Below are 10,945 nucleotides of genomic sequence, written 5' to 3'. Positions count from 1 at the left end.
TCGAAATTTATCGATGGCCTATTTCAGACTGTAATGGGGTACAATCTCCAAAACCTATCGAGGAGCTGATCGCAATGAGCAACCTTCCGACTCCGCCTACCCCGGCACCGGAGCCCAACCGCATCGGCAACGTTTCGCCGGCGGGGGATGGACGCTCCGCCTACTGGGGCTTGGATGCGCGAGGGACCGTTGCCGCGTATGTCAAGCGGGTGCATGCGATCGAGGCGCAGTCCATCGCGCTGGTCCTCGCCAACCTCGTGGCGATGATCTGGTTCATCGAGGGCGGCCACTTCGCGCTCTACCTCGTCGGCTTCGTCCTCCTGTTTGCCATTGTCGTCATCGCGCGCGTGCGCATAGGCACGCTGTTCCTCAAGCTCGGGGAGGTCGTCTCTCAGGATTGCGACCCTGCCCGCTATCGCGCGGTGCTCGACGTGCTCTCCGCCCGCGACCGCTTCGGCCGCTCCGCGAACACCATCGCCATCGAGCTTGCGTATTGCGACTACCTCGAGCTCGACAGCGCCGGCGCCCTGCGCCGCCTCGAGTCCGTCACCTTCAAGCGCAGGGACAACATCAGGTGGTTCCGTGCCATGCAGATCGAATTTTTGAGTCGGATCGATGTGGGCGACCTCGATGGTGCACGCGATGCACTGGCGAGGCTCTCTGCGTTTCGGAAGAACTTCAAGGAGGGCTCGCGCAACCGTGCCTCCGCCGACATGCAGGTCGCCGATTACGCCGTGCTGGTGCGCCCGTCCGCCGAGCGGGACGCCGCCGATGCCGCGCGCATGCGCGAGCGCATGGCCCTGGCCGATTGCCATCAACAGCGTGCGAACTGGCAGCTCTATCTCGCCGAGTACGAGCTGCTGCACGGGTCTGCCGACCAGGCTGCGCGCCTTGCGGGCGATCCGACGCTCGAACCGCTCACGCCCCGCATGGAGCGCCTCCGCGCTGAGGTGCTTGCCGGTCTGGGGACCCGCCGATGACGGGGGAGATGGCCTGCGCCCGCTGCGGGCGGAGGGTGCCCGTCAGGTTCGGCGTCATGCCGAGGCGGTGCGCCTGCGGGGCGGAGTTCGAATGGGCGCCGTTTGGCGGGACGGGGAGGGTCGCCGCCTTCCTGATGGCACTCGCGCTGCTCATGTCGCCGCTTTTCGTTCTCGTATGGATTGTGAGATCGCTTCTGCAGGATTCAATCGTCCTGCACGTTGTCGCGCTGGCTGCGGCCCTCTACTGGTTGCGCGTGTGCGAGACGCTGCTCGTGCGCCTCGGCCTGCTGCGCATGGAGGGCGTCGACGTAGCATAATCGATATCACGTCCCGAATTGAAAGGACCTGCCTGTGACGGACATAACCACAGAAAACTACGCCGATGTGAACGCCCGTGCCATCGACGGGTGGAACGCACAGGGCTGGGAGTGGGGCACGCCCTTGAGCCATGAGGAATATCTCGAGGCCCGGCAGGGCGAGTGGCGCATGCTGCTAACCCCCACCAAACCCGTTCCGCGTGAATGGTATCCGAGCGACCTGTCCGGTCTGCGCGTACTCGGTCTCGCCTGCGGCGGAGGTCAGCAGATGCCCGTCTTCGCCGCCCTCGGGGCGCGGTGCACCGTGTTCGATTACACGCCCAGCCAGCTGGAATCCGAGCGGATGGTCGCCGAGCGCGAGGGGTATGAGATCGAGATCGTTCGAGGCGACATGTCGAAGCCGCTTCCCTTTGCGGACGGGGAGTTCGACCTCGTCTTCCATCCCGTCTCGAACTGTTACATAGAGGAGGTCAAGCCGCTCTGGCGCGAGTGCCATCGCATTTTGAAGCCCGGCGGACGCCTGCTGGCGGGCCTCGACAACGGCTTCGGGTACGCGTTCGACGACGATGAGGAGTGGGCGGTGCACAGCCTGCCGTTCAACCCGTTGAAGAATCCCGACCACATGGCGGCGCTCGACCCCGTGGAGGACGGCATCCAGTTCTCGCATACGCTTGAGGAGCAGATTCGAGGCCAGTTGCAAGCCGGTTTCCAGTTGGTCGACTGCTACGAGGACACCTATGGCGAAGGCAGGCTGCACGACCTGAATATTCCGACCTTCTGGGCGACGTACGCCGTGAAGGGGTGCTAGGCGAATCGCAGCATAATCTGCCGAACCGCATTGACAAGAACATATGTTCGTATATCATAGGCCTATCGTTGCTCGGGAGAGGGGATTGCGATGGCATTCGACTACAAGAAGGAATACAAGGAGTTCTACCTTCCGTCCAAGAAGCCGATGCTCGTCGAAGTTCCTGCGATGACGTTCATCGCCGTCCGTGGCCATGGTGATCCTAACGAGGAGGGCGGGGCGTACAAGGATGCACTCGAGGCGCTCTACGGCGTGGCGTATACCATCAAGATGTCCAAGAAAGGCGACCATCGCATCGAGGGATACTTCGACTTCGTCGTGCCGCCGCTGGAGGGTTTTTGGTGACAGGACGGCGTGCTGGGTGTGGATTGTGCGCGCAAGGAGGACTTCAACTGGATATCCGTCATCCGCGTGCCCGAGTTCGTGACGCGCGAGGAGTTCGAATGGGCCGTCGCTGAGGCCGCCGCCAAGAAGAAGCGGGATTTCTCGATGGTGGAGCTGCTCATTATTGAGGAGGGGCTGTGCGTTCATTGCCTGCATGTCGGGCCGTATGACGGCGAGCCGGCGACCGTCGAAGCTATGCGCGATTTCGCCGAGGAGCAGGGCTATGTCGAGGATTTCTGTGACAAGCGCCTCCATCACGAGATCTACCTCAACGATGCCCGACGCACCGCGCCCGAGAAGCTCAAGACAGTGATCAGGCATCCGGTTCGCAGGGCGTAGGAGCGTGTGTCATGACGATGGGGCTGCATCCCTATGAGGTGGACGTATTTTAGAGCGGTCTTGACGCTCGGGGTTGCTGCGCTATAGTTGGCCATGTGATGAGGTCGCGTTTCGATCAGGACGGCGCGGCCGGACGGTGAGCCGCCCTCGAAGGCGGCTTTCGTCTTCCAAGGGTTGGTCATGGACCGAAGGCCCCGAGCGCTGCTCTTTCGCTATATCACACTTGTCGAGGGGCTTTTGGAGTCGGTTTGCAGCTACGAGTTCTGCGCGAGGCACCAGGACGACAATCGTGCGCCTCGGCCTGCTGCGCATGGGGGTGTCGACGTCGGATGGCCAGTGCCCCACAATCGACCTCCCGATGCCATCAATAGCCCCAGTCGACAACCTTCCATGGGGCGTCTCGCGAAGGCCTGGTGAGAATCCATTGCCAGCCTTCGTATCGGTCGTTCGGCGAGAAACCCTCGTCAGCTGCCCGCCAGTCGGTCGTGAATTCGGATAGCACGACGATGAGGTCCCCTTCGCCTGTTTGCCCATGCCCGAGCATTTCGTCCAGAAATTTGGACTCAACCTCGTCGTCATAGCGAAGCTCATCAAGCGTGCATCCCTTGAAACCTGAGGCGAATTCCGATTCGACGGCATTGAACGCATCGTCTATGTCGTCTTTGCTGTAAAGATCGGTCGCCTGCGCGATGCGCCCGACCGATTTCACGTTTCCGCCGGAGGGGCCGACGAGCGCCGCCAGGATGCCAAGAGCGGCGAGAGTGCCCGTTATCGCGATGAGAGCCGTTTTCCTGTTCATTGCGCCCCCTGGAATCGCCGTGCCGAGTGCCCGGATGCAGGTTTCTCAACGGTAGATGATTTCGATGTGAATTGCAACGAGGCGAGACTCGCTTCGTTTTGAGTTCGGCAAGGTGTGGCAAGCAGATTGCAGTGGGCTTTCTTTGCGGGGAGGGGCTGCGCCGAGTTGTTCTGTCGCAATGCCGAGGTTCGATTGTCAAAAACAGTGCCGAGCCCGCGAAGCCCGGCACCGCCCAGAAACCCGCGGGTGGCGTGCAGGGGCGCCGGAAAAGCGGGTATACTGGTAGCGACTAGGGAGGCGTACGCCCTCCTGGATTGACCTAGTGGGGTAAAACCCGCACGAACAGCCGCTCCGGCCAGGGCGGCTGTTCCCTTAAATGGCGAGTTTCACCCCTTGGCCGCTAGAAAACGGCAAGATAAAGAAGCGCGATCGATAGAACGAGCACGGAAGCTGCGAGCAGCAACGCGGTGAACTTCGCCATGGGAACCCTCCTAACCCCCTGCAAGGACTCGGAGGGCACCGCCCATGTCGCTGTCTCTATGATAGCATAAAGCACGAACATCTGTTCTATACTATGGCACGCTTGTTCGCCGGCGCCGCCAACAATTGCATCCCCTATTTCCAGATGTAAAGCAATCCTAAAGCTTCGCCTTCTACCATGAGGTCATGGAGATCTCCAATCCTAGCCGTGCGTCATGGACGCTGTATGTTTGGAGGGTGAAGATGAAGAATATGGGCAAGCTGGCACTGGCTGCTACGGGTTTGGCCGTGGCGGTGTTTGCGGCTCTCGGGATGCTCTTGCCCGCGTCTGCCGTTGCCGATGAAGAGGCGCCTGGGACCCGCGGAATCGTGATCGGCTTGGGCGAGGCGACGCCGCGTTCCGATGGGGGCATGGAGTTCGATGTTGTTCGCTGGGTCGAGGACGGCACCGAGGTGGCGCCCGTGCCCGATGTGCGGGTATTCGCCGACGTCGCGGAATAGGCGCGACGGACTGTTGCGGCGGCGCGGGCCGAGGTGGTTCGCGCCGCCCTTGTAAAAGGGGGCTGGTATGAGGCTTTTGCTGGTAGAGGATGCCCGGCTCATCCGGGAGCCGCTTTCTCGGGCGCTCGAGCTCACCGGGTGGGAGGTGGAGGCAGTGCCAGATGGCGAGGCGGCGCTCGCGCGTCTTGCCGTGGCTCCTGTAGATGCCGTGGTGCTCGACATCATGCTGCCCGGCAAGGACGGCCTTTCCGTTCTGTCGGAGTTGCGCGCACGTGGTGACGCCACGCCCGTCATCCTGCTCACGGCCCGCGGTGACGTGCGCGATCGCGTGCGCGGCCTGGACCTCGGCGCGGACGACTATCTTGCCAAGCCCTTCCATGTCGAGGAGCTTCTGGCGAGGCTGCGCGCCGTTCTCAGACGGCGCGGCGGCGCGGATCCGTCCACAGTGATTGAGGCGCTCGGCATGTTCTACGCACCCGATTCCCGCGAGTTGACGTATGGTGAGGGATCTTGCGTTCTTACGCCCAAGGAGGGCCTGGTGCTCGAAGCATTGATGCGCCATGCGGGGACTCCGGTGCATCGGGAGCGAATCATGGCCTCTGCGTGGGGCGCCGATGGCGGGTCGAGTGCCGGTAGGATCGAGACGCAGGTCTCGCTGCTTCGTTCCAAGATCGCCGTCCTCGGCGCCCCGGTTTCAATTCGCGCCATTCGTGGAATCGGCTACGTGTTGGAGGCCAAGCATGAAGATGCCTAGGGACCTCGCGGTGTTCCGCCGACGCATCGTCGTGGTTTCCGCCGCCCTCATCGCCCTATGTACCGCGGCGTGTATGGCGCTGCTGGTGACACCGCTCATCGATGCGGATATGACGGCGCGCAGGCATATGCTTGAGGAGTTCTCAAACCAGCCGTTTGACATCGACCGGACGGCCGCGGACAGCGAGGCTGATGGGACGTCAGGTTTGGTCGTTACCGGCCCCGACATTTCATGGTGCCGGGTTGCCGTGGACGAGTCGGGCGAGGCGGGTGCGGTGGAATGCGGGGGAGCGGCTGCCGTCGATCGCCTCTCTGAAAGCGTCGCGACGCAGCTCGTGAGTCTTCGCGATGAGGTCGGAAGCCAGCCTTTCTCTTTTGACGGGCGCAAGTGGATCGGCCTCTGGCAGCCCCTCGGTGCCCAGAATGGTGCCGTGACGGTCTCGAATGGAAGCGTTGCGGCGGTCGAGACCGCTCCAAGCGGGATACGTGTCTACACGTTTCTTGATGTAACGCCCCATGGCGATTATGCTGCCTCGCTCATCCTCCGTTGCATCGCTTCCGGGGCGGTCATCGTGTTGTGTGCAACGGCGGTTGCGGCTTTCGCGACAACGCGGTCGCTGCGACCGGTTATGGAGGCTCGCAAGCGCGAGAGGGGGTTCGTCCTTTCCGCCTCCCACGAGCTTATAACCCCTTTGATGGCAATCACGAGCGCCTGCGACGTGCTTGAAGCGGAGACCGCGATTTCTTCTGACGTGTCCGACGATTTGTCAATCGGCGACTCATCGGTCGGTGTGGATAGCCTTTCTCGCTGGCTCGGAATTATTCGTGAGGCATCGGATGAGATGGCTCGCAGCATCTCCGATATGCTCAGAAGCTTGGACGGAGGCGTTTGATGATACGACAGGACGTGGCGCTATACTGATATCCATCGAAGATAAAAACACAGCGCCCGTCGGGTAGTCGGGCCGCGGGCATGAGCCTGCCAGTAACCTGCCTCCTTGGTTGTCCCTTCTTCGCGTAGCCCTACATAGAAGGAGGTCGCGGCTATGCGAAAGAGTGAGGTCTCATCGACCCTGACTGTCTATCACGATGGTCAGTTTTGGGTGGGCGTGGTCGAGCATGTCGAAGACGGCATGCTTCGTATTGCGCGCGTGGTATATGGTGCGGAACCTTCGAATGAAGAAGTCTATACGTGGGTGCTTGAGCGTTGGTCGAGCCTGCACCTGAGTGCGGAGGCGGAGCCTGTTGGGCCACGTGTCGGGCGGACCCCTGGCAACCCCAAGCGTCGTGCGCGCGAGGCAGCCAAGGTGATGCGCCAGCACGGGTCATCGACAGCTTCGCAACTTGCGCTCGCCCGCGAGCGGGAACGCATCAAGGACGAATCGCGAAGCGAGCGAGCGGCGCGGCGCCAGGATGAAGCGCGTTCGCGCTGGGAACACCGGCGTGAAAGGAAGCGCCGCAAGCATCGCGGCAAGTAAGCAGTTCCTGCCTCTGTCCGCGGGACGTGGCTGGCCTGCCTGGATGAGCGGAAGGTGGCGCCCCAGCCGGACTCTCGAGTGAGCTCGCATAATCTGCTCTATTAATGCGAGGATTGAAAAATCACATTGCCCCATGCTTGTTTTCGGAAGGATGGTGACCCTATGGGCTGGATAGAAGGGTTGAATGCCTCTGTGGACTACATAGAGGAACATCTTGACGGCGATGTCGATATTGCGCGTGCGGCGTCTTTTGCGTCTTGCACCGAAGGGCAGTTCCGGAGGATCTTTTCCTATCTTGCGGGGATGGGGCTGGCGGAGTACGTGCGCAAACGTCGTTTGTCGTGCGCCGCGCTCGATCTGTCTAGGGGCGAGCGTGTGCTCGATGTGGCAGTGCGGTATGGCTACTCTTCGCCAACGGCGTTCAATCGAGCATTTCAAGAGGTCTTAGGCATGTCTCCCAGTGAGGCGAGGTGCCCCGGCGCCCATCTTCTCGTCTTCCCGCGGTGCACGTTCGCCCTTACCGTTACGGGTGCGGAGCCCTTGCCGTGGAGGGTTGTGCCCCAGCAGGGGATGCGCCTCGTGGGAATATCCGCATCCTGTGGAGCTGCTCAAGGTAATCCGCTGGTTCAAATGTCCTCTTCAGGCAGAGAGAGCTTGGGCAGTCTTTGGGAGAGAGCTTCGCAAGATGGGGTTATCGAACGGCTTCTCGCGCTGGCGGATGGGTCGGGGCCTCAAGGAATCCTCGGGGTCAACGTGTCAAAGGACGATGGCCAAAGCTACCAGATAGCCGTCGTGTCGTCACGTGAGGCGCCGGTATGGGCGGATGAGATGCATGTTCCATCCGGTCTTTGGGCCGTGTTCGATTGTACGGGCCCCTGCGACACGGCGACGGCGGAGTGCTATCGCAGGATCTACTCCGAGTGGTTGCCCTCGTCAGGATACAAGCTATTGGGAGACGTGAGCATCGAGGTGTATCCGCAAGGCGATTTCTCGTCCACGTCATATCGTAGCGAGATATGGATGCCCATCTCGAAGCGGATCGGTGCATAGCCATCCTTCCTTCTGTTCGCTGCGGGTTTGCCGCATGGTTCGTCCATGAGGACGAGGAGAAGGAGGAATACAACAATGAAAGAACCCTGTGCCGGTGAGGTTCGTCAATCTGTTGGCGGGTTGATGATGGCGGGACTCATGCTCGCTTTGTTCACAGCTGCGCTTGATTCCACCGTGGTGGCAACGGCACTTCCAACGATTTCGGCTGCCTTAGGTGGGGTGGCGCATTATGCCTGGCCTATGACTGCATATCTTGCTTCAAGCACTGTGTCCACGCTCCTGTGCGGCGGCCTTGCGTTTCATTTCGGTTTGAAGCGAACGTATACGTTCGGCTTGACTCTCTTTGCTATAGCGTCTGCGCTGTGTGCCGTGGCACCTACCATCGAGGTGCTAGCTGCGCTTCGCTTGCTTCAGGGAATTGGCGGCGGCTTGCTAGAAGCCGGCGTCTTCATAGCCGCTGCCATGATGCTTCCGCCGCGCGATAGGGGTCCCTATCTTGGAGTGGCGTCTGCCATGTACGGTGTGGCGAGCGTAATAGGACCCGTGATTGGAGGGGCCGTTGCCCAAGGGCTGTCCTGGCATGTCATATTCGTTGTGAACATTCCGATTGCGATTGTTGCGTTTGCGCTATCGTCAAGCAGTCTGCCAGGTAGGGGCGATGGGCCCCGCTCGGCGCAATTCGATGCGGCAGGAAGCGTGCTAGCATCGTTGAGCGTATTGAGCCTTGTTGCTGTGTTCAGTTTGGCGGGTGACGCGTTCCCCTTGGCGTCGCCCCAGGCAGCTGCTCTTATAGTGGTATTTGTTATCCTCACGTTTGTCCTGTACAGGATTGAGGCTGCTGCGAGTGCTCCCGTGATTCCCATGGGACTGTTCGGCCGCCCTAGGGTTGTCGCAGGATTCATCTCGGGCTTTTGTGTGCAGTTTGCGCTCATGGCGGGCGTGACGTATCTGCCGAGGCTTTTGCAAGAATCGATGGGTATCGCCGCCGCTTCATCGGGTGCGGCACTCATTCCCATGACGCTCGCCCTCATGCTTGGAAGTAATGTGTCGGGTGCCCTGTTCAGGAAGAATGGCAGGCTTCGGGCGCTTGCGGTGACATCTTCGTTCGTGATCTTAACTGCGGCTGCAGCGTTCATTGTTAGGGCACAAAGCCTGACCGCACCTCTGGTTACATTGCTCGCGGCGGCGCTTGGCCTGGGCGTTGGCGTGGGAATGCCGGTTTCCAATCTATCGGCGCAGACGGGGGCGGACGCTCGCGACGCTGGCAAGGCAACATCCACGGCGATGTTCTTTAGGGGGTTTGGCGGAGCCGTATCCACCGCTGTATGCGGAATGCTTGCCCCCGCTGCATCCCCTGCCGGCACCACTTGGGTGTTTTGCGCCGTGCTTGCGTCTGCGGTGGTGGGCATTGCCGTGTCGTTGCCTATTGCAAGAAGCATCTCGTCCTAAATGATTTCAAGGTGATGCTTGCGTTAGCGCGTGCCTTACTTATCCGTTGCTTTCCACCTGCGCAGATTGGGCAAGATCGCCCCCAAGAGCGACGCGCACTCGTCCACGGACCAGTCCATGTTCTGAGCCATGCGCGGCGCGCAGTCCTCGATCATCTCTTCCATGGTGGTCTCGTAGGTATACGCGCCCTTGTCGTAGCACCAGCGGCAGAAGTCTTCGGTTTCGGTGCCGTCCGCCTCATGTCCGTGCTGGTCGGGTTCGGTGAACATCATGCCGCAGCTCTGGCAGTAGTGCTCGGGCATGTCGAGCAGGCGCGTCACGGGGACGTCGAGCTCGCGAGCGATGAGCTTGATCATGTCGATGCCGGGCTCGGTCGCTCCGGTCTCCCAGCGGCTGACCGCCTGGCGCGTGATGTAGAGGCGCGCGGCGAGTTCTTCTTGGGTGAGGCCGCGTTCGCGTCGGGCTTGGGCCAGGGCGTCTTTAAGCAGAATCATGGCGGGTCTCCTTTGATCGGGGCGTGGGCGGCGGGGTTTGATCCCGCCGCTTGCCTGCGATTATCCCGCGATGCACCTTGATGGTCGAGCAACGCTTTGTTGCGGGCGTGGTCGGTTCTGCGCTGATTCGCATTGCATCCGGTTTTCCATGTCGAAGCTCACCCTTAAAGCTCTTCAAATGCATGATTTCATTAATCGGATTCATGATCTTGAGGTTTTTCGTACTAATTTTGGAAATCGTCAAGTATAAGATGTTAATCACCTCATTTTTCCTGCGCTTTTGTGCCTTACTGCGCTTCTGTACTTGGCGGAACGGAAAAACAATACGAAAAACCTCTTTTTTGTGTGGTCATTGTTCAATGTGCTGCCCATTGCGAGGCGGTGCCCATGGTAAATCGATCACGAAAGCGATGAAGGACCTTATTTGCGGGACGCAATTGCACCTGCGATCGACCCCGCCAGTATGATTGGTGCCATTCGAGCGAAGACCCACTCGAATCCATGGAGCATCGTTCCTGCCACCGCGTATTCCGGATTGGAGAAATCCCATTCGAGATACGAGCCGCCGATTGCCGCCAGTGCGATAAGGAGAAGGACCGTGATGGAGGCGATTGCGATGAAAAGGGCGTGCAGGGCACGGCGCTTGGATTCCTGCGCCCGTGCGAACTGGTCGTTCAGCACCTCGAGTTTTTCGGAGAGCGCTTGCAGGCCCTCGGGCTCGGATGCGCGTACGGTCTCACCCAGTAGCGTGCTCACCGGGGTGTCGAGCACCCCTCCGATGGCGACGAGCGTCTCAGCATCGGGCACCGAGAGCCCGCGTTCCCACTCCGAGACCGTCTGCCTCACCACGTTCGGCTTGGGCGCGAGCTCCTCTTGCGAGAGGCCCTTCGATTTCCTGAGGGCATGGATGTTCTCGTTCAGCATGGCGGATCCTTTCTCTCGCCTGGCTCCTACGTTACCGCAATGCTGCACGCAGATGGCTCGTTGCCGCAAGCAACGGGTTGTAACGTTGGTGAGGGCTGTTTGAGTTCACATGGGATACAAGCTGCTGAAACCCGATATGAAGATGGTCGATTGCCCTTGTGCTCAGTTCTCGAAATCAGGGCTAGGTTC

The 10,945-nt window shown here is 60.6% G+C and carries 12 protein-coding genes and 1 pseudogene; 10 read left to right on the top strand and 3 right to left on the bottom strand.

All coding sequences use genetic code 11. The features are described 5' to 3' along the window. Positions 1-74 precede the first annotated feature (74 nt). The 4 genes and pseudogenes from DWV48_RS07530 (at position 75) to DWV48_RS07515 (ending at position 2,828) form a co-directional block, all read left to right on the top strand. The gene (locus DWV48_RS07530; protein ID WP_233546227.1) at positions 75-980 is read left to right on the top strand and encodes a hypothetical protein; all 906 of its coding nucleotides are present in this window, start codon (positions 75-77) and stop codon (positions 978-980) included. Further along, on the top strand, positions 977-1,297 hold the full coding sequence (locus DWV48_RS07525) for a hypothetical protein (protein WP_118654195.1): 321 nt from the start codon (positions 977-979) through the stop codon (positions 1,295-1,297). Before DWV48_RS07530 ends, DWV48_RS07525 begins: the two co-directional genes overlap by 4 nt. Before the next feature lie 34 nt (positions 1,298-1,331). Further along, the gene (locus DWV48_RS07520; RefSeq protein ID WP_199588925.1) at positions 1,332-2,105 is read left to right on the top strand and encodes a class I SAM-dependent methyltransferase; all 774 of its coding nucleotides are present in this window, start codon (positions 1,332-1,334) and stop codon (positions 2,103-2,105) included. Positions 2,106-2,195: 90 nt separating this feature from the next. After that, positions 2,196-2,828, top strand: a pseudogene (locus DWV48_RS07515) (GyrI-like domain-containing protein). 364 nt (positions 2,829-3,192) lie between these two features. On the opposite strand, the gene DWV48_RS07510 reads toward DWV48_RS07515, so the two are convergent. Beyond that, positions 3,193-3,627, bottom strand: a complete 435-nt coding sequence (locus tag DWV48_RS07510) for a hypothetical protein (RefSeq protein WP_118654194.1) — start codon at positions 3,625-3,627, stop codon at positions 3,193-3,195. A 723-nt stretch (positions 3,628-4,350) separates the two neighbouring features. Here DWV48_RS07510 and DWV48_RS07505 point away from each other — a divergent pair. From DWV48_RS07505 to DWV48_RS07480, 6 genes are all read left to right on the top strand, one after another. Continuing rightward, entirely contained in the window at positions 4,351-4,608 is a 258-nt protein-coding gene (locus tag DWV48_RS07505; protein ID WP_118654193.1) for a hypothetical protein, read from the top strand. Between the two features lie 67 nt (positions 4,609-4,675). Then, positions 4,676-5,362: a response regulator transcription factor gene (locus DWV48_RS07500; RefSeq protein WP_118654192.1), complete on the top strand. Its 687-nt coding sequence runs from the start codon at positions 4,676-4,678 to the stop codon at positions 5,360-5,362. Further along, the gene (locus DWV48_RS07495; protein WP_118654191.1) at positions 5,349-6,254 is read left to right on the top strand and encodes a hypothetical protein; all 906 of its coding nucleotides are present in this window, start codon (positions 5,349-5,351) and stop codon (positions 6,252-6,254) included. The genes DWV48_RS07500 and DWV48_RS07495 overlap by 14 nt, the downstream gene beginning before the upstream one ends. Before the next feature lie 153 nt (positions 6,255-6,407). Then, positions 6,408-6,839: a YjdF family protein gene (locus DWV48_RS07490; RefSeq protein WP_118654190.1), complete on the top strand. Its 432-nt coding sequence runs from the start codon at positions 6,408-6,410 to the stop codon at positions 6,837-6,839. Between the two features lie 162 nt (positions 6,840-7,001). Continuing rightward, complete coding sequence (locus tag DWV48_RS07485) at positions 7,002-7,889, top strand: helix-turn-helix domain-containing protein (RefSeq protein ID WP_118654189.1); 888 nt, start codon at positions 7,002-7,004, stop codon at positions 7,887-7,889. 45 nt (positions 7,890-7,934) lie between these two features. Continuing rightward, on the top strand, positions 7,935-9,338 hold the full coding sequence (locus DWV48_RS07480; RefSeq protein WP_369834842.1) for an MFS transporter: 1,404 nt from the start codon (positions 7,935-7,937) through the stop codon (positions 9,336-9,338). A 35-nt stretch (positions 9,339-9,373) separates the two neighbouring features. Here DWV48_RS07480 and DWV48_RS07475 read toward each other — a convergent pair whose 3' ends face one another. Both DWV48_RS07475 and DWV48_RS07470 read right to left on the bottom strand, forming a co-directional pair. Next, positions 9,374-9,832, bottom strand: coding sequence for a zinc ribbon domain-containing protein (locus DWV48_RS07475; protein WP_118654187.1), 459 nt, complete (start codon positions 9,830-9,832; stop codon positions 9,374-9,376). Between the two features lie 420 nt (positions 9,833-10,252). Beyond that, positions 10,253-10,756 (bottom strand): helix-turn-helix domain-containing protein, encoded by a 504-nt coding sequence (locus DWV48_RS07470; RefSeq protein ID WP_118654186.1) that lies wholly within the window; start codon positions 10,754-10,756, stop codon positions 10,253-10,255. Positions 10,757-10,945 lie beyond the last annotated feature (189 nt).

The sequence above is a fragment of the Collinsella sp. AF08-23 genome (assembly GCF_003479805.1).
Classification (GTDB): domain Bacteria; phylum Actinomycetota; class Coriobacteriia; order Coriobacteriales; family Coriobacteriaceae; genus Collinsella.
The sequence above is the reverse complement of the archived record's forward strand: the minus strand, read 5'-3'. Positions and strand labels throughout refer to the sequence as shown.

Bases quoted from the DNA above. Each gene is read 5' to 3' on its own strand.
- DWV48_RS07530 (WP_233546227.1), top strand. From the start codon at position 75: ATGAGCAACCTTCCGACTCCGCCTACCCCGGCACCGGAGCCCAACCGC.
- DWV48_RS07525 (WP_118654195.1), top strand. From the start codon at position 977: ATGACGGGGGAGATGGCCTGCGCCCGCTGCGGGCGGAGGGTGCCCGTC.
- DWV48_RS07510 (WP_118654194.1), bottom strand. From the start codon at position 3,627: ATGAACAGGAAAACGGCTCTCATCGCGATAACGGGCACTCTCGCCGCT.
- DWV48_RS07505 (WP_118654193.1), top strand. From the start codon at position 4,351: ATGAAGAATATGGGCAAGCTGGCACTGGCTGCTACGGGTTTGGCCGTG.
- DWV48_RS07500 (WP_118654192.1), top strand. From the start codon at position 4,676: ATGAGGCTTTTGCTGGTAGAGGATGCCCGGCTCATCCGGGAGCCGCTT.
- DWV48_RS07495 (WP_118654191.1), top strand. From the start codon at position 5,349: ATGAAGATGCCTAGGGACCTCGCGGTGTTCCGCCGACGCATCGTCGTG.
- DWV48_RS07490 (WP_118654190.1), top strand. From the start codon at position 6,408: ATGCGAAAGAGTGAGGTCTCATCGACCCTGACTGTCTATCACGATGGT.
- DWV48_RS07485 (WP_118654189.1), top strand. From the start codon at position 7,002: ATGGGCTGGATAGAAGGGTTGAATGCCTCTGTGGACTACATAGAGGAA.
- DWV48_RS07480 (WP_369834842.1), top strand. From the start codon at position 7,935: ATGAGGACGAGGAGAAGGAGGAATACAACAATGAAAGAACCCTGTGCC.
- DWV48_RS07475 (WP_118654187.1), bottom strand. From the start codon at position 9,832: ATGATTCTGCTTAAAGACGCCCTGGCCCAAGCCCGACGCGAACGCGGC.
- DWV48_RS07470 (WP_118654186.1), bottom strand. From the start codon at position 10,756: ATGCTGAACGAGAACATCCATGCCCTCAGGAAATCGAAGGGCCTCTCG.